We start from the raw sequence: 20,879 nt of genomic DNA, 5'->3' as shown, positions 1-20,879 counted from the left end.
GCAGGGCAACATAGAATCTCCTACAAAAAAAGCCAAAAGCGGGGTCAGGTCACAGGTCCGGGGACACCACCTCGTCGAGCTCGATGCGCTTCCAGGCGGGCTCCGCACCCAGGCGCGCATTGAAGCGGGTATTGAAGGTGAACTCGTCGTCGCTGTGCAGACTCAGCGGGGTGCCGTAGGTGACCCGTATCGCCTCCAGCTCGTAGCCGAGTAGCTGCAACAGCGTCGGGAACAGGTTGTAGTGGCTGGAATTGTTGCGATTGGCTTCCAGCGCCGCCGCCCAGTCCAGGGTCTGCAGATTGCTGCCCTGCAGGACAACCAGCGGCACCAGCCCCTCCTCCACCACCGGGTCGCCACCACAATGGGTATTCAGGCCCGGGTTACCGCGCTCGTGCAGGTCCTGGCCATGGTCCGAGGTATACAACACCACGGCGCGACTCAGGTCGGCCCGTGCCAGCAGCCGCGAGAAGAACTCCCCGACATTCCACAGCAAGGTGTTGCGGTAGGAGTTGCGGTAGCGCAGCCAGTCCTCGGCCCGGCCATCGAAACCGTCCCGCTCGCCGGTATCGCCGATGTCCAGGTAGCGGCCGCGCGGCAACGCCGGCTGGTAGCGCAGGAATTCGTCAGGGAACTTGTCGTGCACCGGGAAATGCGCGCCCATCTTGTTGACCAGGATCAGCTCGGGCCGGTCGTTGCCGAGCAGCTCGACCAGGCTGTCGGCCACCGCCATGTCGCGATCGCGCACCCGCACGTCGTCGTACTGGATGAAGGCGTCCAGCTCCAGCACTTCGTCCTTCGTCATCAGGTTCTGCAGGGCGCCGTGGGTATGCTGGGCGTCGATGTAGACCGTGCGCAGCCCCGCCTGTCGGGCGTACTGCCAGATGGACGGCATGGTGGAATTGATGCGCAGGTAGTCGTCACGGGTGCCACCGTAGCGCAGGGTGACATTGGTGTCGGCACTGCAGTTGGCAATCGAGGCGGCATAACCGTAGTTGAACAGACTCACCCCGGGCGGCAGCGATTTCAGACCGCTGGTCACTCCCTGCGGGTGGTTGATATCCAGGTAATGGCCGGACACGCTCTCGTCGATGATCAGCACGATGTCGTGATCGACGACCCGGCCGCTGCGCGGCAGCGAGACCGGCTGACGCTCGCCCACGGTGTCGCCCAGCGCCTCATAGCTGTACAGCCCCAGATAGGCCAGCGGCGTATACATCATCGGCAGGCCACGGGCGCCTGCACCGGCACGCACGAACAGCACACTGGCCAGCAGCAGTAGACCCACCCAGGGCGCGACACCCGCCACCCACCCAGGTACCGGCGCGGAAGCCGGCCTCAGACCGATGCCGAGCAGCAGCAGCACACCGGTGGCTCCGGCATGCAGGATGCTGTCGCGAAACTGGTGGTACGCCTCGTCGATGAAGGCATGTGAATGCAGCAGTGAAACGAACTGCGGGTAGGTCAGGTAATCGACGGTCACGCGGTGGTAGGCGTCGAAGAACACCGCGGCGCCGAACAGCGCCAGCGCGTATCCCCAGCGCAGCACCGCCTGCCGGCAGTAGGCAGCCAGGAACAGGCAAGCGACCAGGAAGCCGAACATTCCCAGAAACAGGACGGTGGCGCCCACCCCCTCGAGCTCGGCCAGGCGCCCCCGGTAATAGTCATGGCCGGAAAGAAGATAGGCGAGCAGCAGCAGAGGCTTCAGGAATGACATGGGGGCTTCCAGGCGACGCGGGCAATCCGCAGGCAACGAATCCCGGTGCGGCACCCACGCTTCCGGCTTGCCGGCACGACCTCCCCTCCCGCAGCGTACTACCCGAGTGCATCCATGCGACCAGCGAACCTGCGTCGTAACCGTTTTGTCACGATAGTCGTGTATAGCGCAGCGGCAAGTCAGCCCGCCCGAAGGAGGACGTCTTTCTCTTCGGCACGCAACAGGTCCTCGATACGGTCACAGTCCTCCTCGCGGCGAATCCGCTCGAACAGACCCACGGCCTCCGGGTAACCGCGCGTCAGCATACCCAGCCACTGCTTGAGCCGCCCCGGCGCGTAGCGCGGCGCGAGCCGGTTGCGCGAGCGCTGCCAGAACTCGTGCAGCAGCGGCAGCAGCTCGCCCCACCCCATGGGCTCGACGACACGGCCGACGCGGGCAGCAGCAATTTGCCGCGCCAGATCGGGCCGCGCCACCAGGCCCCGACCGAGCATCACATCCTCAACGCCGCTGACGGCCCGGCAGCGCTGCCAGTCTTCCAATGTCCAGACTTCGCCGTTGGCGTATACGGGCACGCGCACCGCCTCCTGGACGCGAGCCACCCACTCCCAGTGGGCGGGCGGACGGTAGCCCTGCACCTTGGTGCGGGCATGCACCACCAGTTGCCCGGCCCCACCGTCCACCAGCGCACGCGCGCAATCCAGCGCGCCGTCGGGACTATCGAAGCCCAGGCGCATCTTGGCCGTCACTGGAATCGACGCCGGCACCGCACGCCGCACCTCCTCGAGGATGCGATAGAGCAGCTCCGGCTCCTTGAGCAGTACCGCCCCCCCGCGTGACTTGTTGACCGTCCTGGCCGGACAGCCGAAGTTCAGGTCGATGACCGGCGCGCCCATTTCACAGGCGAGGGCGGCGTTGTCGGCGAGACAGGCGGGATCGGAACCCAACAGCTGCACACGCATGGGCGTGCCGGCCGCGGTGCACGAACCACGCGCCAGCTCCGGCGCCAGCTTGAGGAACTGACTCTCCGGCAGCAGCCGGTCGCAGACGCGGATGAATTCGGTGACGCACCAGTCGACGCCGCCCACCCGGGTGAGCAGGTCACGCATCAGTTCGTCGACCAACCCTTCCATGGGGGCCAGGGCGATTTGCATGGGTATGACTCGTGGAGCGCAAGGGGCGCGTAGTGTACGGGGATGATTACGCAGGCGGGAGCTGGCGCGGGTCCAGCACCGCGACCGGCTCTCTGGGAGCGGACTCGTCCGCGAGCTCGTCGGCGGCTGCCTATGGCTGTGTCATCACCAACGCCCGACCATAACCCTCAACGAACTCGGCCGGCATGCGTCGCGGGCGACCAGTGGACAGCTCGATGCAGGCAAAGGTGGTCTGCGCGCGCAGCAGGGTCACGCCATCGGCCGGGCGCACCAACTGAAAGCGCCGCAGCATGCGCAGCCGGTGGTCGGATTCGACGATCCAGGTACCCATGCACAGGCACTCACCCTGATAGGCGCTAGCCAGGTAGTCCACCTCGTGGCGCACCACGGCCATGGCCCGATCCAGCCGCCGGTAAGCGGCCAGGTCCAGGCCGAGATGCTGCGAATGGCCCCAGGCGCAACGCTCCATCCACCTGACGTAGGTGGCATTGTTGGCATGGCCCAGCTCATCGATATCCTCAGCGACCACCTCCAGCTCACGCACGAAGGGATCGGGAAGATCCCACTTCATCGCGGCGCGTCCAGACTGGCGGCCAGCGAGCAGGCTTCGCTGGCCAGCTGGGTGATCTGGTCCCAGGCACGCGCCTTGACCAGATCAGCCGGGGCGATCCAGGTTCCGCCGACGCAAGCCACGTTGGGCAGACGCAGGAAGGTCAGCAGGTTGTCGACGTTGATACCACCGGTGGGACAGAAACGGATGCCGGTGAACGGCCCCTTGAGGCTCTTGAGCATCTTCACGCTACCGGTGCCATTGGCCGGAAACAGCTTCAGCGAGCGGTACCCGTACTCCAGCGCCAGCAGCACTTCGGAGGGTGTCAGCACCCCCGGCAGGTAGGGCATCTGTACATTTTCCGCCGCCAGCGCCAGGCGCTCGGTGCAACCGGGGCTGACAGCGAACTGGGCGCCAGCGTCGCGCGCCTCGAGAAACTGCTCGGCATGGATCAGGGTGCCGGCGCCGACGATCAGGTCCGGCAGCTCGCGGCGGATGATCGACACGGCCTCCAGCGCGCGTGGCGTGCGCAGCGTGACTTCGAGCACCCGGATGCCACCGACATGCAGCGCCTGCGCCAGGGCCAGCGCACTGCCCACGTCCTCGATCACCAGCACCGGCAGAACCGGACGGGCCTGCTGCAAAATCGCTTCCATCGTCAGGCTCATGACACGCACCCCGCAATACGGAAAGAAAGGTCGCCCGGGCATCTACCCGTGCGACCCGCGCATGATCGCAAATACTTCGCGAACAAGGCCAGCGGATCGCGGCGCAGCCCTCTGTGGGAGCAAACTCATTCGCGAACCTTCAGACGCGTTCCGTCCCCACAGCGCTGAGGCAACCGTGACCATGGTTTTTTTCGCGGAAAAAACAAAAGGGCCGCCACATGGGCGACCCTGGATTCCCGCAAAAAGCACGGGCAAGAAAATGGCGTCCCCTAGGGGACTCGAACCCCTGTTACCGCCGTGAAAGGGCGGTGTCCTAGGCCACTAGACGAAGGGGACGAAACCTTCGAAGAACAACGCCAGCTGGAGCTGGCCTTGCCGTGGAATTTGGTGGAGCTAGACGGGATCGAACCGTCGACCTCTTGCATGCCATGCAAGCGCTCTCCCAGCTGAGCTATAGCCCCGGATTTTTCGTCTCTCGACGTGTGTACCGCATGACTGCGATACCGCTGGAATATGGCGTCCCCTAGGGGACTCGAACCCCTGTTACCGCCGTGAAAGGGCGGTGTCCTAGGCCACTAGACGAAGGGGACGAAACCTTCAAGACCGCACCTCAAGAGAGGTTTGGTGGAGCTAGACGGGATCGAACCGTCGACCTCTTGCATGCCATGCAAGCGCTCTCCCAGCTGAGCTATAGCCCCGTGCGTCAGGACGGGGCGCATATTAGGTTCGACCCGCTCCCCTGTCAACAGTATTTTTCAACGGAAGTGAATTTTTTTTGCCAGCAGAACAAACACTTAGGCAAACCGGCCGTTGATCGGGGTTTTCTCCGGGGCTGGGAGCAACGTTTTTTGTAGGAGCGGCTTCGGCCACGATCGCGCCCGCTCAAAAGCATCGCGGCTGAAGCCGCTCCTACAGGTCAGCGCATCAGCCGCATTGTCTCTTTCCCCCTGCGCAAGCTCTTGTATTCCTTGCATTTGTTAACCAACAGCAGGCTAGAATCGCGGCCTCACGCGCACGGATGCGCTCTCAGTCACGTTGTCGAGAGTTTCCATGCGCCTGCTGTTCGTCCTGCTGTTCATCGCCGTGCCTGTGCATTTCGCCCAGGCCGACGCCCCCCGCACCTTCGTCGAAGCCAAGAAGATCGCCTGGAAGCTATATGCCGAGCGACCGGTCGAGTTCTATTGCGGCTGCACCTACAAGGGCAATCGCGTCGATCTGGACAGCTGTGGCTACGAGCCGCGCAAGAACGCACAACGTGCCGGGCGCATCGAGTGGGAACACGTGGTACCGGCCTGGGTAATCGGCCACCAGCGCCAGTGCTGGCAGGACGGCGGGCGCAAGAACTGCACTGCCAACGACCCGGTGTTCAGCCGCGCCGAGGCCGACCTGCACAATCTGGTGCCGTCCATTGGCGAGGTGAACGGCGACCGCAGCAACTACGGCTTCGGCATGCTTACCCAGAAACCCCATCAGTACGGTGCCTGTCCGTTTGTGGTGGATTTCAAGCAGCGCACCGCCATGCCACCGGAGTCCACCCGGGGCGCCATCGCACGCATCTACCTGTACATGAGCGAGCGATACCACCTGCGCCTGTCGCGCCAGGATCAGCGCCTGTACGACATCTGGAACCGCCAGTATCCGGTGAGCGAATGGGAACAGTGGCGCAACCGCAAGATTGCCTGCGTGCAGGGCAACGCCAATCCCTATGTGGGCGAGGTGGACCTGTCCAGCTGCACACCGCTCGCCCGCCGCTGAGTTCGCCGCCGGGACAATTGTGATCGGCCAGGGCAGCAGGTAATGTCGGCGCCCTGACCGGGAGTCCCACATGATCTATCTGCTTGTCGTCACCCTGCTCTGGGCGGTTTCCTTCAACCTGATCGGCGCCTTCCTGGCCGGTCAGGTCGACAGCTATTTCGCGGTCCTGACCCGGGTGGTCCTGGCCGGCCTGGTGTTCCTGCCGCTCACCCGCTGGCGCGGCGTGCCGCCACCGTTCATCCGCGGCGTGATGCTGGTCGGCGCGCTGCAGTTCGGCATCACCTACCTCTGCCTGTACCTGAGCTTTAACGTCCTGACGGTGCCGGAGGTGCTGCTGTTCACCGTGCTCACGCCGCTGCACGTGACGCTGATCGACGACGCCCTGAACCGACGCTTCAATGGCTGGGCGCTGCTGGCCGCCGCCCTGGCGGTATTCGGTGCGGCACTGATCCGCTATGACGACGTCAGCGGCGATTTCCTGCTCGGCTTCTTCCTGCTGCAGATCGCCAACTTCACCTTCGCCACCGGCCAGGTGCTGTACAAGCGCCTGGTGGCCCGCCATCCCTGCGACGTGCCGCTGTTCCGGCGCTTCGGCTACTTCTTCCTCGGTGCGCTGATCGTCGTGTTGCCGGCCTGGCTCCTGCTGGGCAATCCGCAGCGCCTGCCGACCACCGATGTGCAATGGGGCGTACTGGTGTGGATGGGCCTGCTGGCCACCGCGCTGGGCCAGTTCTGGTGGAACAAGGGCGCCACCCAGGTGGACGCCGGCACCCTGGCGGTGATGAACAACCTCAGCGTACCGGTGGGACTGCTGATCAACCTGCTGGCCTGGAACACCGAAGAAGACCTGCTGCGCCTGACGGTCGGCGGCCTGATCATCGTTGGCTCGCTGTGGGTGAACCGGCTGGGCCGTAAACCTGGAATGGCGGCGCCACAGCGCGCCTGACGGCCCGCACGGTGGGTCGATAAAGCGCGCGCCCTACCCTGAACGCATCCGTAGGGTGGACAACGTTTTTCTTGTCCACCACCGCGCCGGCACGCACGGTGGGTCGATGAAGCGCGACCCACCCTACGATCTGCGCCTGGCGCGGGCTCGCCAGACGGCGGCCGGAAAAACGCCGACCGCCCTACGACTCTCATTTCAGCTCGAAGGCATCCGCATCCCGCCAGGCCGGAAAGCGTTCGCGAAAGCGCGCCAACTTGTCCGCGTTCAGGCTGATCTGGAACACGCCGTCGCCCTCCCCCGCGTCCAGCAGGCTATCGCCGAGAAAATCCAGCACCTGGCTGTCGCCACTGTAGGGATAGCCATGCCCATCGGTGCCGACGCGGTTCACCGCCGCCACGTAGCAGAGGTTCTCGATGGCCCGCGCGGGCAGCAGGCGGTTCCAGGCGTTGCGCCGGGCCGCCGGCCAGTTGGCGGTGTAGAGCAAGAGATCGGTGCCCTGGGGATCGCGGCTCCACACCGGGAAGCGCAGGTCGTAGCAGATCAGCGGGCGCACCCGCCAACCCTTCAGCTCGAACAGCGCCTGCTCGCCACCCGGGGCGAAATGCTCGTGCTCGCCGGCCATGCGGAACAGGTGGCGCTTGTCGTAATGGCGCACCTGGCCATCCGGCTGCGCCCACAGCAGGCGGTTGCGGTAGCTACCGTCGGCCGCCTGGATGATCAGCGTGCCGGTGACCACCGCCTGCAGCCGCTCGGCCTGCTCCCGCAGCCAGGCATGGGTGGCGCCCTCCTCCGCTTCGGCCAGCGTCGCCGACTCCATGGAGAAGCCGGTGGTGAACATCTCCGGCAGGATGACCAGATCGGCACCGCGCGCCCGCTCCAGCAACTGCGCGAAGCGCTCACGATTGGCCGGCGCGTCATGCCAGACCAGATCGGTCTGCACCAGGGCCAGGCGCAGGTCGGGTTTGTCACTCATGTCGAATCCTCACAACCATCGGTTCATACGGCACACAGCTTCTCGGCCGCCTGGCGCAGGGTTTCCTCGCGCTTGGCGAAGCAGAAGCGCACCAGGCGCAGATCCGCCGGCGGCGTCTGGTAGAACACCGACACTGGAATGCAGGCCACCCCGTGTTCGCGGGTCAGCCACTGGCTCATCGCCACATCATCCAGGTCCGGGCGAATCGCCGAATAGTCGGCCAGCTGGAAATAGGTGCTCGGCGTCGGCGTGAAGCGCAGGCGCGATTCGGCCAGCAGCCCGCAGAACAGGTCACGCTTGGCCTGGTAGAAGTCCGGCAGCTCGTCGACATGCTGCGGATAGGCGGCCATGTAGTCGGCCAGCGCCCATTGCAGCGGGGTGACGCCGGTGAAGCTCACGTACTGGTGCACCTTGCGCAGCTCGGCGGTGAGCGCCGGCGGCGCCACCACATAGCCGGTCTTCCAGCCGGTGACGTGGTAGGTCTTGCCGAAGGAGCTGACCACTAAGGCGCGTGCATACAGCTCGTCGTGACGCAGCAGGCTGGCATGCTCGCGGCCGTCGAACACCAGGTGCTCGTAGACCTCGTCGCTGAGCAGGTAGATGTCCTCGCGACCGCGCAGCAGGCTGGCCAGGCGTTCCAGGTCGGCGCGTTCCAGCAGCGCACCACTGGGATTGTGCGGGCTGTTGAGGATGATCAGCCGGGTGCGCGGCGTCAGTGCGTCCTGCAGGCGCTGCCAGTCGATGGCAAAGTCCGGCAGGCTGAGCGGCAGATGGACGCAGCGCCCGCCGGCCAGCTGCACCGAGGGCTCGTAACTGTCGTAGCAGGGATCGAAGACGATCACCTCGTCGCCGGGGCTCACCAGCGCCTGGATGGCACAGAAGATCGCCTGGGTCGCGCCGGGGGTGATGGTGATCTCGGTATCGGCATTGGCTTGGCGGCCGTACAGACGCGCCACCTTGGCCGCTACCTGCTCGCGCAGGGCCGGCAGGCCGGTCATCGGCGCGTACTGGTTGTGGCCGGCCATCACGTGGCGGCCGACCGCCTCGCGCAGCGCATCCGGCCCGTCGAAATCGGGGAAGCCCTGGGACAGGTTGATCGCCCCGACCTGCGTGGCAAGCTGGGACATGGTGGTGAAGATGGTGGTGCCGACGTGGGGCAGCTTGCTGTGGATCATGGGCTTCGACGCCAGGGAAACGGGGCGTCGAGCATAGAAGCGGGAAGCGGGAGGGTGCAAGCGGGAGGCATCTGCGAGGAACTCGTGGGAACGAATTCATTCGCGAGCTTTTTGGAGCGGCCGGCTAGCTAGCTGAACCTGAATGAAAAGCTCGCGGACAAGTCCGCTCCCAAAGAACCGCACCGAAGCCGCTACTTCTTCTTGCGCTTCTTCTCGGCCTTCTTGTGGTGGGCCATCAGGCGGCGCTTCTTGTTCACCTGGCGGTCGGTGAGCTTGTTCTTCTTGCCCTCGAAGGGGTTTTCGCCGCCCTTGTACTCGATGCGGATCGGCGTACCCACCAGTTTGAGCACCTTGCGGAAGGTGTTTTCCAGGTAACGGGTGTAGGACTTGGGCACCGCTTCCACCTGGTTGCCGTGGATGACGATCAGTGGCGGGTTGGCGCCGCCCAGGTGGGCGTAGCGCAGCTTGATGCGGTGACCGTTGACCAGCGGCGGCTGATGCACCTGCACCGCGTCGGCGAGGATGTTGGTCAACCGGTTGGTGGGCCAACGGGTCACCGCCGAGTGGAAGGCGGCCTGCACGGATTTGTACAGATTGCCCACCCCGGTGCCATGCAGCGCGGAGATGAAGTGGATGTCGGCAAAGTCGACGAAGAACAGCCGGCGCTCCAGCTCTTTCTTCACGTAGTCGCGCTCGGAAGGCTCCATGCCGTCCCACTTGTTGAGCGCGATGACCAGCGCGCGGCCGGTTTCCAATACGAATCCCAGCAGGTTGAGGTCATGCTCGACCACGCCCTCGCGGGCATCCATTACGAACACCACCACGTTGGCGTCCTGAATGGCCTGCAGGGTCTTGACCACCGAGAACTTCTCGATGGCCTCGAAGATCTTGCCGCGCCGGCGCACGCCGGCGGTGTCGATCAGCGTGTACTTCTCGTCGTCACGCTCGAAGGGGATGTAGATGCTGTCCCGCGTGGTGCCGGCCTGGTCGTAGACCACCACCCGCTCCTCGCCGAGCATGCGGTTGACCAGGGTGGACTTGCCGACGTTGGGCCGGCCGATGATGGCGATCTTGATGCCATCCTTCTCGCTCGGGCCGGGAATGCGCGATGCCTCCTCGCCCTCGGCGACCTCTTCCTGCGCAACCGCTTCCAGCGCCTCGGCGTCTTCGTCCTTGGGGAACACACCCAGCACTTCTTCCAGCATCGGGTGAATGCCGCGGCCATGGGCTGCGGCAATCGGCAGTGCATCGCCCAGGCCCAGCGGGCTGAACTCGGCGCGCGCCAGATCGGGGTCGACGGTATCGACCTTGTTGGCAATCAGGAAGCTGCGTTTGTTGCGCTTGCGCAGGTGCTCGGCGATCAGCTCGTCCGCGGCGGTCAGTCCGGCGCGGGAGTCGACCAGGAACAGCACGGCGTCGGCTTCTTCGATGGCCAGCAGCGACTGCTCGGCCATCTTGGCGTCGATGCCTTCCTCGTCACCGGTGATGCCGCCGGTGTCGACGACGATATAGGTGCGGCCCTGCCACTTGGCCTCGCCGTACTGGCGATCACGGGTCAGGCCGGCGAACTCGGCGACGATGGCGTTGCGGGACTTGGTCAGGCGGTTGAACAGAGTCGACTTGCCCACGTTGGGGCGGCCGACCAGGGCAATTACGGGAACCATGCGGCTCTCCACTTTAAAAAATCAGAAAACACGAAGGCCGCTGCCCAGGCAGCGGCCGATCATTCGCAGCGACGACGCGCGGGTTCGTGCCCGGTCGCTATTCGATGGTCAGCGCCATCAGCTTGCCGCCATCGCCATAGACATACAGCCAGCCACCCACGGCGATCGGTCGGGCGCGCAGGCCGTCGCTGTCGACGCGGGTGCGGGCGACGAAGCGGCCATCCACCTGGCTGATCAGGTGCAGGTAACCCTCGTAGTCACCGAGCGCCACGTAGCTGGAAAACACCTCCGGGGCCGACAGCTGGCGACGGGCCAACTGGTCGTTGCTCCACAGCGCGGTGGTGGAGCGCTCGTCGATCCCCTCCACCGTGCCGTTGGCCTGGCTGAGGTATACGCTGCCGAAGCCCTGGGCGACACCGACCGAACTGGACGCTTCGCGCTGCCAGAGCACCCGGCCGCTGTTCAGGTCCAGCGCCGCCAGGCGCCCCTGGTAGCTGACCACGTACAAGGTGCTGCCGGAGACCAGCAACCCGCCGTCGATGTCGACGATACGCTCCAGTTCGGAACGCCCCTGGGGAACCGCAATCCGCTGCTCCCAGACCGGCAGACCACGACGCGCGTCAACGGCGATCACCTTGCCGGTGGACAGGCCGGCGATGGCCAGCTGGTTGGTCAGCAGTGGCGCACCGGTGCCACGCAGGGTCAGTACCGCCGGCGAACTCTCGTAGATCCAGCGCTGCATGCCAGTCGTGGCATCCAGGCCGATCAGGCGATCGTCCTGGGTCTGCACCACCACCACGTCGCCGTTGGTGGCCGGAGCGGCCAGCACCTCGCTGGTGGCCTTGGCCTGCCAGCGTTGCTCGCCGCTGTCGGCGTCCAGGGCGATCACTTCGCCCTTCAGCGTACCGACCAGCACCAGGCCGAAGCCGGCGCCCACGCCGCCGGACACCGGCAGCTTGAGCTTCTTCTTCCACAGCACCTTGCCGGTCAGGCGATCCATGGCCTGCACCAGGCCGTCGGCGTCGGCGGCGAAGATGCGTTCGCCATCCACCGCCGGCACCAGACGATTGAAGAGGTCCCCCTGGCCGTCGCCAATCGAGCGGCTCCATTCCTTGCGCAGCTTGAGCTCCGCCGTGAAGTCCGGCAGATCGGCCGGCGGCAGCTCCTTCTTGCTCGAACTGCCGCAACCGGCCAGTACGGCCATGCTGAACAGCAGCGCCCAGGTCCAGGGGGTTCTCACGTCAGGCGTCTCCGTTGGCCAGGTCGTCCAGCTTGATCTGCAGGGTACCGGCGGCACCGTTGACCGGCAGCGCTTCCTTGGCCTTGGTATAGGCGGCGAAGGCCTCCTGCTTGCGGCCCAGTTGCAGCAGCAGGTCGCCACGCACTTCCTCACGGCCAGCCAGGTAGGCGGCATCGACCTTGCCATCCAGCAGGGCCAGACCTTCCTCACCCTTGCCTTGAGCGCTCAGCACGCGGGCCAGGCGCTGACGGGCCAGCTCTTCCAGGTCGGCGCTGGCGGGTTTGTCCAGCACGGTACGCAGCTCGGCCGCGGCTTCGTCCAGCTGACCGGCCTCGACCGCCACCTTGGCGACGAACAGACTGCCGAACTGGGCATAGTGCGTACCGCCGAAGTCGTTCTTCAGCTGGGCAGCCAGCTCGGCGACCCGCGCGGTGTCAGGCTTTTCACTGCCGAGCGCGGTTTCCACCAGTTGCTGATAGACCACCGAGGCGCCCTGCGCCTTGTTGGTCTGATGGTTCTGCCAGGCCTGCCAGCCAAATACCACGGCCAGGGCCAGCAGCCCGCCAGTAACCAGCGGCATGCCGTTGCGGCTCCACCACTCCTTCAGACGGGCGATCTGTTCGTCTTCGGTCATGCTCACACCGATTCTCCTTATGTGTCTCAGGCGCGCAGTTGCAGCGACGCGGCCAGGTGGCCGGCCAGTGCATCCCAGCCAATGCTCTGTTGTTCGCTGTCATCGCGCAGCGGCTTGACGCCCACCACGCGCTGCGCCAGTTCGTCCTCGCCCAGGATCAGGGCGAAATGCGCGCCGCTCTTGTCGGCCTTCTTGAACTGGCTCTTGAAGCTGCCGGCGCCGGCATTCACCAGTACGCGCAGGTCCGGCAGGGTATCACGCAAGCGCTCCGAGAGCTGCAGCGCGGCCAGCTCCGCCGCTTCGCCGAAGGCGCAGATATAGGCATGGGGCGCGCGCGACAGTTCCGCCGGCACCAGGCCGAGGGTTTCCAGCAGCAGGACCAGGCGCTCCACGCCCATGGCGAAACCGACACCCGGCGTCGGCTTGCCGCCGAACTGGGCGACCAGGCCGTCATAACGGCCACCGGCGCATACGGTGCCCTGGGCGCCCAGCTTGTCGGTGACCCACTCGAATACCGTGCGGCCGTAGTAATCCAGGCCACGCACCAGCTTGGGATTGATCTCGTAGGCGATGCCCACGGCGTCCAGGCGCGCCTTCAGACCTTCAAAGTGCGCGCGCGACTCGTCATCCAGGTAGTCCGCCAGGGTCGGCGCATCGGCCAGCAGGGCCTGAGTCTGGGCGTTCTTGCTGTCGAGGATGCGCAGCGGGTTGGTGGTCAGGCGACGCTGGCTGTCCTCGTCGAGCTGCTCGAAGCGCGCCTTGAGGTACTCGACCAGCGCGTCGCGGTAGCGGGCGCGGTCTTCGCTGGAACCCAGGCTGTTGAGCTGCAGGGTCACGGCATCGGCCATGCCCAGCTGCTTCCACAGGCGGGCAGTGAGGATGATCAGCTCGGCGTCGATGTCCGGACCCGGCTGATTGAACACTTCCACGCCGATCTGGTGGAACTGGCGGTAGCGTCCCTTCTGCGGCTTCTCGTAGCGGAACATCGGCCCCATGTACCAGAGCTTCTGCACCTGGCCGCCGCCGGACAGGCCATGCTCGAGCACGGCGCGCACGCAGCCGGCGGTGCCTTCCGGACGCAGGGTGAGGGATTCCTCGTTGCGGTCCAGGAAGGTGTACATCTCCTTGTCCACCACGTCGGTGCCTTCGCCGATGCCGCGGGCGAACAGCTCGGTGTACTCGACGATGGGCAGGCGGATCTCGCTGTAGCCGTAGCTGTCCAGCAGCTCGGCGAAGGTGCCTTCCAGGTAGCGCCACGCCGGGGTTTGCGCCGGCAGGATGTCGTTCATGCCACGGATGGCTTGCAGGGTCTTGCTCACGAAAATTCCTTAACTACTTCAGCTGCGCGCGATCACGGCGGCGTCGGCCGCCTGCTTTTCGGCGGCCTTGCGACGGATGAGCTGTTCCAGCTCGTCCACCAGATTGTCATTGGTCAGTTTCTGCGCCGGCTTGCCGTCGATGTAGACCAGATTGGGCGTGCCACCGGTGAGGCCGATGTGGGCCTCCTTGGCTTCGCCAGGCCCGTTCACCACGCAGCCGATCACCGCCACGTCCAGCGGCACCAGCAGGTCCTCGACGCGCTGCTCCAGCTCGTTCATGGTCTTCACCACATCGAAGTTCTGCCGCGAGCAGCTCGGGCAGGCGATGAAGTTGATGCCACGCGAGCGCAGGCGCAGGGACTTGAGGATGTCGAAGCCGACCTTGATCTCCTCCACCGGATCGGCGGCCAGGGAGATGCGGATGGTGTCGCCGATGCCTTCGGCCAGCAGCATGCCCAGACCGACTGCGGACTTCACGGTACCGGAGCGCAGGCCACCGGCCTCGGTGATGCCCAGGTGCAGCGGTTGGGTGATCTGCCTGGCGAGCAGGCGGTAGGCCTCCACGGCCATGAACACATCGGAGGCCTTGACACTGACCTTGAAGTCCTGGAAGTCCAGGCGGTCCAGGTGCTCCACATGGCGCAACGCGGATTCCAGCAGTGCTTGCGGGGTCGGCTCGCCGTATTTCTTCTGCAGGTCCTTCTCCAGCGAGCCGGCGTTGACGCCGATGCGGATCGGGATGCCCTTGTCGCGGGCGGCATCCACCACGGCGCGTACGCGGTCTTCGCGACCGATGTTGCCCGGGTTGATGCGCAGGCAGTCGACGCCCAGCTCAGCCACCCGCAGGGCGATCTGGTAGTCGAAGTGGATGTCGGCCACCAGCGGCACCTTGACCTGCTGCTTGATGCGCCCGAAGGCCTCGGCGGCGTCCATGTCCGGCACCGAGACGCGCACGATGTCGGCGCCGGCAGCTTCCAGGCGCTGGATCTGCGCCACGGTGGCGGCCACGTCGTGGGTGTCGGTGTTGGTCATGCTCTGCACCGCGATGGGTGCATCGCCGCCGACCGGGACCGAGCCGACCCAGATCTTGCGGGACACTCGGCGTTTGATGGGGGATTCGCTATGCATGGTGCTCGGCTCTATTCGCCCAGGCGCAGGTTGGCGGTCTGGGAACGGCGACCGCTGAGGTCGACAGGCTCCCCGTTGTAGGTGATCTGCGCGCCCTGCACGAAGCCCAGGCGCACCTGCATGGGTGCCGGGGCGCTCAGGTCCAGGCTTTCGCCCTTCTTCTTCAGCTGCGCGACATGCACCTTGCCGTTGGCATCGGTGACCTGCACCCAGCAATCTTCGATGAAGCTGATCTGCAGGCGACCTTCACCAGCGGCCGGCACGGGAGCAGCCACTGCGGCTTCGGCGGGCTCGCTGGGAGTGGGTTGCGCGACCATGGGCGTCTCGCCAGCAGCAGTGACACCCTCACCCTCCGGCAGGGCGGGCGGTGGCTCCAGCAGATCGATCGGCACCTGGGCCGCCTGTACGGCCTGATCCTCGGGTTCATCCAGAGTCAGCACCTCGGTGGACCCGTCGGCGGTGTCCACCTCGACGCGTTCGATCGGCGCGGTCGTGCGCGCCGGCGGCTCGCCGTAGCGTTCCTGCCACCAGAGCACGCCGATGCCGACCGCTACCAGCGACAGCGCGAACAGGCCGCCGCGCAGCACGTTGTGCGACAGACGCGCCGGCTCCTGCACCTTGCTCAACCCCTGCGGCGTACTGGCCGCCGGCTGGGTGCCGGTGAACTGATCGAACTCGTGGGCCAGTTCGGTGGCATCCAGGCCCAGCAACTTCGCATAGGAACGGATATAGCCACGCGCGAAGGTGGCACCGGGCAGCTTGTCGAACAGGCCGTCCTCGATGTAACGCACGGCATCCTCGGAGAGGTGCAACTGCAGGGCCACTTCGGCCCTCGACCAGTGCCGGGCTTCCCGGGACTGGCGCAGGCGTTCGCCCGGGTTGACCGGAGTCGTCATCGCGGATTCGCTGTTCGACGTGTTCATTTGTACTCCGACAGGTAGAGCTGATATTCCCGCGATGCGGGGTACAGGCGTTTGAGTTGCAGGCCGTAGCTGGCGGCCTGGCCGGCGTTGCCGAACACCCTGGCCAGGCGAATGCCGAGCAGCAGACTACGGGCATTCTGCTCCGAGAGGCCAGTGAAACGCTCGTAATAGTTACGCGCGGCCACATAGTCCTTGCGGTTGTAGGACAACTCGGCCATCGAGAGCAAGGCCTGCGGGCGATTGGCATTCAGGCGCAGGGCGCGCTGGAAGTGCTCGGCGGCCTGGTCGTCGCGCTTGAGCGCCTGGGCGGTCAGCCCCAGGTTCTCGAATACGCGCGAACGCTCTCCATAGAGCGTGTCCTCGCTGGCCTGGCGATAACGCTCATAGGCCTGCTCGTAGCGCTTCTGCTCGTACAGAAAGGTGCCGTAGTTGTTGAGGATGCGGGCATCCTTCAGACGCACGGCCAAGGCCTTGCGGTAGTGCTGGTCGGCCAGCGCCGGTTCCATCTGGGTCTGGAACACCAGGGCCAGGGCGGCATGGGCATCGGCGTGGTTCGGGTCGATCTCCAGCGCCTTGCTCAACGGTTCCTTGGCGCGCTCGCTGGCGCCCTTCTGCAGGTAGCCGATGCCCAGCTGGATATAGGCGTCGCGAGCCTGCTCGCGGCCCTGGGGGGTACTCAGCGGATTCATGCCGCTGGTGTGAGACATGCAGCCGGCCAGCAGGCCAGTCAGACAGATCATGGTCGCAAGGCGCAGACTCATGCGATGGCAACTCCCTTCAGATACGGCGGTCGGTTGCCGGCGCCTCACCCTTCGGCATTCAGCTGGCGCACGGCAATGTAGCGTTCGCTGCGTCGGGTACGGTCCTGGACCTGCCCCACCAGCTGGCCGCACGCAGCGTCGATGTCGTCGCCCCGAGTGGTGCGCACGGTGACGTTGTAGCCGGCCTGCTGGAGAAGATCCTGGAAACGGCGGATGGCGTTGTTGCTCGGCCGCTCATAACCGGAATGCGGGAAGGGATTGAAGGGAATCAGGTTGATCTTGCAAGGCATGTCGGCAAGCAGCGCGATCATCTGCTCGGCGTGTTCGGGCTGATCGTTGACACCCTGCAGCAGGGTGTATTCGACCGTCAGGTAGCGCTTCTCGCCCAGCTTGTCGATGTAGCGTCGGCAGGCGGCCAGCACCACATCCAGCGGGTACTTCTTGTTGATCGGCACCAACTGGTTGCGCAGTTCGTCGTTGGGCGCGTGCAGCGACAGGGCCAGGGCCACGTCCGTCACTTCACCCAGCTTGTCGATCATCGGCGCCACGCCGGAGGTGGACAGCGTCACCTTGCGCTTGGAAATGCCGTAGCCGAGGTCGTCCATCATGATGCTCATGGCGGCGACCACATTGTCGAAGTTCAGCAGCGGCTCGCCCATGCCCATCATCACCACGTTGGTGATGGCGCGGTCGATCTTCGCCGGCACGGTGCCGAACGACTTGTTGGCGATCCACACCTGGCCGATGATCTCGGCGGCGGTCAGGTCGCTGTTGAATCCTTGCTTGCCGGTGGAACAGAAGCTGCAATCCAGCGCGCAGCCGGCCTGGGAGGACACACACAGGGTGCCGCGCCCGTTCGCCGGGATGTATACGGTCTCGACGCAGCTGCCGGACGCCACGCGCACTACCCACTTGCGGGTGCCGTCGCTGGAAATGTCCTGGCTGACGATCTCGGGACCGCGAATCTCGGCACAGGCCCTGAGCTTTTCGCGCAGGGCCTTGCCGAGATTGGTCATGGCGTCGAAGTCATCGACGCCAAAGTGGTGAATCCACTTCATGACCTGGCCGGCCCGGAAGCGCTTCTCGCCGATGGACTCGAAGAACTGTTCCAGTTGCGGCTGGGTCAGGCCCAGCAGGTTCACGAGGCCGGTTTGAGCAGTCATGGATTCACCTATCTACCCGCTCGCTTAGCGAATGCGGTCGCACAGCTCGGTGGTGGAGAAGAAGTACGCGATTTCGCGGGCAGCGGAGGCTTCCGAGTCGGAACCGTGCACGGCGTTCTCGTCGATGGAAACGGCGAAGTCAGCACGGATGGTGCCGGCAGCAGCTTCCTTCGGGTTGGTGGCGCCCATCAGCTCGCGGTTCTTGGCAACGGCGTTTTCGCCTTCCAGCACCTGAACGATGACCGGACCGGAGGTCATGAAGGCAACCAGATCCTTGAAGAAGCCGCGCTCCTTGTGCTCGGCGTAGAAGCCGGCGGCTTCGCGCTCGGACAGCTGCACCATCTTGGAGGCGACGACGCGCAGGCCGGCCTTTTCGAAACGGGTGGTGATTTCACCGATGACGTTCTTGGCGACGGCATCCGGCTTGATGATGGAGAAGGTACGTTGAACGGCCATGGGATCACTCCAGAAGGCGGGGTTGGATGAAGCGGAAAAATGAAGGCGCACGATTATACGGATGAAGGCAGTCGCAGGCTATACGCGGTGCGGAGGCACCTGCCTGTGGGAGCGCATTCATTCGCGAGCGTTCAGATGGCCGGCCAGGGTGCAGTCTGTCCGGAAAAGCTCGCGGACAAGCCCGCTCCCACGGCGGAAACCGGCTCGATCAGTCGCGCTCTTCGATCCAGGCGGCCTGGATGGCTTCCAGCACCTTTTCGCCGGCACGCCCCGGCTCGTCGTCGAACTCGGGCAGCTCGGTCACCCAGCGATGCAGGTCGACGAAGTTCACGTAACGCGGGTCCACATCCGGCCTGGTTTCGGCCAGTTGAATGGCGATCTCCAGCACATCCACCCATTTCAGACTCATGGCTCAGTGTCCTTCCGAAACCTGGTTGATGGTGTACTTGGGAATCTCGACCACCAGGTCCTGGTTGTCCACCACGGCCTGGCAGGACAGGCGCGAGGTCGGCTCCAGACCCCAGGCCTTGTCGAGCATGTCGTCCTCCAGCTCGTCGGAGGCTTCAAGCGAGTTGAAGCCCTCGCGGATGACCACGTGACAGGTGGTGCAGGCACAGGATTTCTCGCAGGCGTGCTCGATCTCGATGCCGTTGCGCAGCGCCGCGTCCAGCACGGTTTCGCCTGGACTGGCCTCGATCACGGCGCCCTCGGGGCAATGTTCTGCGTGGGGCAGGAAAATGATCTGCGGCATGCGGTTATTCCTCGATATCGGTCAGGCTGCGCCCGGCCAGGGCCGCCTTCACGGAGGCATCCATGCGGCGCGCGGCAAAGGCGTCGGTGATCTGGGTCAGGCGTTTGGTCTGCTGTTCGATGGCGGCCAGGTCGCTGCTGTCCAGCAACCCTTGCAGGCGCTCCATCTCGGCGTCGATGACCAGGCGTTCGTCGGCATCCAGCAGGCGCTCGCCATCGGCCTGCAGGGCGGCCTGCACGGCCTCGATCAGGCGCCGCGCATCGACCTGGGCCTCGCGCAGCGCACGGGCCACCATGTCGTCGCCGGCGTGTTCGAAGGAGTCCTTGAGCATGCGGGCAATCTCGCCATCGGTCAGCCCGTAGGACGGCTTGACCTGGATGCTCGCCTCGACCCCGGAGCTCAGCTCACGGGCGGACACGCTCAGCAGACCGTCGGCATCCACCTGGAAGGTCACGCGGATCTTTGCCGCGCCGGCCACCATGGGCGGAATGCCACGCAGCTCGAAGCGCGCCAGCGAGCGGCCGTCGCGCACCAGCTCGCGCTCGCCCTGCAGCACATGGATCATCATGGCCGTCTGGCCATCCTTGTACGTAGTGAACTCCTGGGCACGCGCCACCGGGATGGTGGTGTTGCGCGGAATCACCTTCTCCATCAGCCCACCCATGGTTTCCAGGCCGAGCGACAGCGGAATCACGTCCAGCAGCAGCAGCTCATCGCCGCCACGCTTGTTGCCAGCCAGCACATCAGCCTGGATGGCGGCACCCACGGCCACCACCTGGTCGGGATCGATATCGGTCAGCGGCTGGCGGCCGAACAGCTCGCCAACCGCCTCGCGCACGCGCGGCACGCGGGTAGACCCGCCGACCATGACCACGGCGGTGACGTCCTCGATGTCCAGCTCGGCATCGCGCACCGCGCGCCGGCAAGCCTTCAGGCTGCGCGCCAGCAATGGGTCGATCAGCGCGTTGAAGGTGTCGCGGCTCAGCTCGCCGCGCCACCCTTCGTGTTCCAGCGCGACGCTATCCTTGGCGCTCAAGGCTTCCTTGGCGGCGCAGGCCACACGCAACAGGCGGCGCTGGGCGCCCGGGTCCAGGTCGCTGGACAGGCCGGCCTGCTCGATGATCCAGCCGGCAATGGCATGGTCGAAGTCGTCGCCGCCCAGCGCGCTGTCGCCGCCGGTGGCCAGCACTTCGAAGACGCCGCGCGACAGGCGCAGGATGGAAATGTCGAAGGTACCGCCGCCCAGGTCGTAGATTGCGACGACACCTTCCGCCTGCTGATCCAGACCATAGGCCACGGCTGCCGCAGTGGGCTCGTTGAGCAGGCGCAGCACGGTGAGTCCGGCCAGCCGCGCGGCGTCCTTGGTCGCCTGCCGCTGGGCGTCGTCGAAATAGGCCGGCACGGTGATCACCGCACCCACCAGCTCGCCACCCAGGGATTCCTCACCGCGCTGGCGCAGCACGCGCAGGATATCCGCCGAGACTTCCACCGGGCTTTTCGGCCCCTGGACGGTCTCGATGAACGGCATGTGCGACTCGCCCTCGGAAAAACGGTAGGGCAACTGCTCGCCCAGCTGCTTGACGTCCTCGATACCGCGTCCCATGAGGCGCTTGACCGACATCACGGTGTTGAACGGATCGCTGGCCGCCGCGGCGCGGGCGTCATGGCCCACCTCGACGCGATCGGCGTGGTAACGCACCGCCGAGGGCAGCAAAAGCCGGCCTTCGGCGTCCGGCAAGGGTTCGGCGCGACCGCTGCGTACGCTGGCCACGAGGGAATTGGTAGTGCCCAGATCAATGCCCACCGCCAGGCGGCGCTGATGCGGTTGCGGGGTTTGTCCGGGTTCGGCGATCTGCAGTAAAACCATGCTTGCCTGCGTATCGAGGACCGCGCCAGTGCGCGGCCGGG

General features: G+C 65.5%; 20 protein-coding genes and 4 tRNA genes. 2 read left to right on the top strand and 22 right to left on the bottom strand.

The annotated features are described in order from the left end of the window. Positions 1–49: 49 nt before the first annotated feature. The 8 genes from SF06_RS02590 to SF06_RS02555 all read right to left on the bottom strand — a co-directional run bounded on the left by SF06_RS02590 (position 50) and on the right by SF06_RS02555 (position 4,781). Complete coding sequence (locus SF06_RS02590; RefSeq protein WP_039559777.1) at positions 50–1,714, bottom strand: sulfatase-like hydrolase/transferase; 1,665 nt, start codon at positions 1,712–1,714, stop codon at positions 50–52. A 179-nt stretch (positions 1,715–1,893) separates the two neighbouring features. Continuing rightward, the gene (locus tag SF06_RS02585) at positions 1,894–2,865 is read right to left on the bottom strand and encodes a tRNA dihydrouridine synthase (RefSeq protein WP_039559776.1); all 972 of its coding nucleotides are present in this window, start codon (positions 2,863–2,865) and stop codon (positions 1,894–1,896) included. A 130-nt stretch (positions 2,866–2,995) separates the two neighbouring features. Next, positions 2,996–3,436: an acyl-CoA thioesterase gene (locus SF06_RS02580; protein WP_039559775.1), complete on the bottom strand. Its 441-nt coding sequence runs from the start codon at positions 3,434–3,436 to the stop codon at positions 2,996–2,998. Further along, entirely contained in the window at positions 3,433–4,083 is a 651-nt protein-coding gene (locus SF06_RS02575; RefSeq protein WP_039559773.1) for a bifunctional 4-hydroxy-2-oxoglutarate aldolase/2-dehydro-3-deoxy-phosphogluconate aldolase, read from the bottom strand. The genes SF06_RS02580 and SF06_RS02575 overlap by 4 nt, the downstream gene beginning before the upstream one ends. 260 nt (positions 4,084–4,343) lie before the next feature. Then, a tRNA-Glu gene (locus SF06_RS02570) sits at positions 4,344–4,419 on the bottom strand. A 49-nt stretch (positions 4,420–4,468) separates the two neighbouring features. Then, a tRNA-Ala gene (locus SF06_RS02565) sits at positions 4,469–4,544 on the bottom strand. A 53-nt stretch (positions 4,545–4,597) separates the two neighbouring features. After that, positions 4,598–4,673: transfer RNA gene (locus SF06_RS02560), tRNA-Glu, on the bottom strand. A 32-nt stretch (positions 4,674–4,705) separates the two neighbouring features. Next, positions 4,706–4,781 (bottom strand) — tRNA-Ala (locus SF06_RS02555). A gap of 352 nt (positions 4,782–5,133) precedes the next feature. Here SF06_RS02555 and SF06_RS02550 point away from each other — a divergent pair. Further along, positions 5,134–5,838, top strand: a complete 705-nt coding sequence (locus SF06_RS02550) for an endonuclease (RefSeq protein ID WP_039559771.1) — start codon at positions 5,134–5,136, stop codon at positions 5,836–5,838. 70 nt (positions 5,839–5,908) lie between these two features. Further along, positions 5,909–6,784, top strand: coding sequence for a carboxylate/amino acid/amine transporter (locus SF06_RS02545; RefSeq protein WP_039559767.1), 876 nt, complete (start codon positions 5,909–5,911; stop codon positions 6,782–6,784). Positions 6,785–6,974: 190 nt separating this feature from the next. Here SF06_RS02545 and SF06_RS02540 read toward each other — a convergent pair whose 3' ends face one another. From SF06_RS02540 to hscA, 14 genes are all read right to left on the bottom strand, one after another. Next, positions 6,975–7,757 (bottom strand): amidohydrolase, encoded by a 783-nt coding sequence (locus SF06_RS02540; RefSeq protein WP_039559765.1) that lies wholly within the window; start codon positions 7,755–7,757, stop codon positions 6,975–6,977. A 23-nt stretch (positions 7,758–7,780) separates the two neighbouring features. Further along, entirely contained in the window at positions 7,781–8,932 is a 1,152-nt protein-coding gene (locus SF06_RS02535) for a pyridoxal phosphate-dependent aminotransferase (protein ID WP_039559764.1), read from the bottom strand. Between the two features lie 191 nt (positions 8,933–9,123). Next, positions 9,124–10,596, bottom strand: a complete 1,473-nt coding sequence (gene der, locus SF06_RS02530) for a ribosome biogenesis GTPase Der (RefSeq protein ID WP_027589535.1) — start codon at positions 10,594–10,596, stop codon at positions 9,124–9,126. A gap of 97 nt (positions 10,597–10,693) precedes the next feature. Then, positions 10,694–11,836 (bottom strand): outer membrane protein assembly factor BamB, encoded by a 1,143-nt coding sequence (bamB, locus tag SF06_RS02525; RefSeq protein WP_037008531.1) that lies wholly within the window; start codon positions 11,834–11,836, stop codon positions 10,694–10,696. 1 nt (position 11,837) lies between these two features. Beyond that, positions 11,838–12,470: a YfgM family protein gene (locus tag SF06_RS18545; RefSeq protein ID WP_037008533.1), complete on the bottom strand. Its 633-nt coding sequence runs from the start codon at positions 12,468–12,470 to the stop codon at positions 11,838–11,840. A gap of 26 nt (positions 12,471–12,496) precedes the next feature. Continuing rightward, positions 12,497–13,789 (bottom strand): histidine--tRNA ligase, encoded by a 1,293-nt coding sequence (gene hisS, locus SF06_RS02515; RefSeq protein ID WP_039559759.1) that lies wholly within the window; start codon positions 13,787–13,789, stop codon positions 12,497–12,499. A gap of 18 nt (positions 13,790–13,807) precedes the next feature. Beyond that, positions 13,808–14,917, bottom strand: coding sequence for a flavodoxin-dependent (E)-4-hydroxy-3-methylbut-2-enyl-diphosphate synthase (gene ispG / locus SF06_RS02510; RefSeq protein ID WP_027589539.1), 1,110 nt, complete (start codon positions 14,915–14,917; stop codon positions 13,808–13,810). A gap of 11 nt (positions 14,918–14,928) precedes the next feature. After that, positions 14,929–15,840 (bottom strand): RodZ domain-containing protein, encoded by a 912-nt coding sequence (locus SF06_RS02505; protein ID WP_027589540.1) that lies wholly within the window; start codon positions 15,838–15,840, stop codon positions 14,929–14,931. Continuing rightward, positions 15,837–16,601 carry a type IV pilus biogenesis/stability protein PilW gene (gene pilW / locus SF06_RS02500; protein WP_039559758.1) on the bottom strand — a complete coding sequence of 255 codons (765 nt, stop codon included), beginning with the start codon at positions 16,599–16,601 and terminating at the stop codon, positions 15,837–15,839. Before pilW ends, SF06_RS02505 begins: the two co-directional genes overlap by 4 nt. A gap of 44 nt (positions 16,602–16,645) precedes the next feature. Next, on the bottom strand, positions 16,646–17,764 hold the full coding sequence (gene rlmN / locus SF06_RS02495; protein WP_027589542.1) for a dual-specificity RNA methyltransferase RlmN: 1,119 nt from the start codon (positions 17,762–17,764) through the stop codon (positions 16,646–16,648). 24 nt (positions 17,765–17,788) lie between these two features. Beyond that, positions 17,789–18,220 (bottom strand): nucleoside-diphosphate kinase, encoded by a 432-nt coding sequence (ndk, locus tag SF06_RS02490; RefSeq protein WP_027589543.1) that lies wholly within the window; start codon positions 18,218–18,220, stop codon positions 17,789–17,791. Positions 18,221–18,428: 208 nt separating this feature from the next. Further along, positions 18,429–18,629 carry a Fe-S cluster assembly protein IscX gene (gene iscX / locus SF06_RS02485; protein WP_027589544.1) on the bottom strand — a complete coding sequence of 67 codons (201 nt, stop codon included), beginning with the start codon at positions 18,627–18,629 and terminating at the stop codon, positions 18,429–18,431. A 3-nt stretch (positions 18,630–18,632) separates the two neighbouring features. Beyond that, positions 18,633–18,971 (bottom strand): ISC system 2Fe-2S type ferredoxin, encoded by a 339-nt coding sequence (gene fdx / locus SF06_RS02480; protein WP_027589545.1) that lies wholly within the window; start codon positions 18,969–18,971, stop codon positions 18,633–18,635. A 4-nt stretch (positions 18,972–18,975) separates the two neighbouring features. Next, complete coding sequence (hscA, locus tag SF06_RS02475; RefSeq protein WP_039559757.1) at positions 18,976–20,838, bottom strand: Fe-S protein assembly chaperone HscA; 1,863 nt, start codon at positions 20,836–20,838, stop codon at positions 18,976–18,978. Positions 20,839–20,879 lie beyond the last annotated feature (41 nt).

The organism is Pseudomonas flexibilis, from assembly GCF_000802425.1.
Lineage (GTDB): Bacteria > Pseudomonadota > Gammaproteobacteria > Pseudomonadales > Pseudomonadaceae > Serpens > Serpens flexibilis.
This window is presented reverse-complemented; position numbering and strand designations above follow the sequence as displayed.

Bases quoted from the DNA above. Each gene is read 5' to 3' on its own strand.
- SF06_RS02580 (WP_039559775.1), bottom strand. From the start codon at position 3,436: ATGAAGTGGGATCTTCCCGATCCCTTCGTGCGTGAGCTGGAGGTGGTC.
- ndk (WP_027589543.1), bottom strand. From the start codon at position 18,220: ATGGCCGTTCAACGTACCTTCTCCATCATCAAGCCGGATGCCGTCGCC.
- SF06_RS02540 (WP_039559765.1), bottom strand. From the start codon at position 7,757: ATGAGTGACAAACCCGACCTGCGCCTGGCCCTGGTGCAGACCGATCTG.
- rlmN (WP_027589542.1), bottom strand. From the start codon at position 17,764: ATGACTGCTCAAACCGGCCTCGTGAACCTGCTGGGCCTGACCCAGCCG.
- SF06_RS02545 (WP_039559767.1), top strand. From the start codon at position 5,909: ATGATCTATCTGCTTGTCGTCACCCTGCTCTGGGCGGTTTCCTTCAAC.
- SF06_RS18545 (WP_037008533.1), bottom strand. From the start codon at position 12,470: ATGACCGAAGACGAACAGATCGCCCGTCTGAAGGAGTGGTGGAGCCGC.
- iscX (WP_027589544.1), bottom strand. From the start codon at position 18,629: ATGAGTCTGAAATGGGTGGATGTGCTGGAGATCGCCATTCAACTGGCC.
- SF06_RS02505 (WP_027589540.1), bottom strand. From the start codon at position 15,840: ATGAACACGTCGAACAGCGAATCCGCGATGACGACTCCGGTCAACCCG.
- der (WP_027589535.1), bottom strand. From the start codon at position 10,596: ATGGTTCCCGTAATTGCCCTGGTCGGCCGCCCCAACGTGGGCAAGTCG.
- ispG (WP_027589539.1), bottom strand. From the start codon at position 14,917: ATGCATAGCGAATCCCCCATCAAACGCCGAGTGTCCCGCAAGATCTGG.
- fdx (WP_027589545.1), bottom strand. From the start codon at position 18,971: ATGCCGCAGATCATTTTCCTGCCCCACGCAGAACATTGCCCCGAGGGC.
- SF06_RS02550 (WP_039559771.1), top strand. From the start codon at position 5,134: ATGCGCCTGCTGTTCGTCCTGCTGTTCATCGCCGTGCCTGTGCATTTC.
- pilW (WP_039559758.1), bottom strand. From the start codon at position 16,601: ATGAGTCTGCGCCTTGCGACCATGATCTGTCTGACTGGCCTGCTGGCC.
- SF06_RS02535 (WP_039559764.1), bottom strand. From the start codon at position 8,932: ATGATCCACAGCAAGCTGCCCCACGTCGGCACCACCATCTTCACCACC.
- SF06_RS02585 (WP_039559776.1), bottom strand. From the start codon at position 2,865: ATGCAAATCGCCCTGGCCCCCATGGAAGGGTTGGTCGACGAACTGATG.
- SF06_RS02590 (WP_039559777.1), bottom strand. From the start codon at position 1,714: ATGTCATTCCTGAAGCCTCTGCTGCTGCTCGCCTATCTTCTTTCCGGC.
- hscA (WP_039559757.1), bottom strand. From the start codon at position 20,838: ATGGTTTTACTGCAGATCGCCGAACCCGGACAAACCCCGCAACCGCAT.
- SF06_RS02575 (WP_039559773.1), bottom strand. From the start codon at position 4,083: ATGAGCCTGACGATGGAAGCGATTTTGCAGCAGGCCCGTCCGGTTCTG.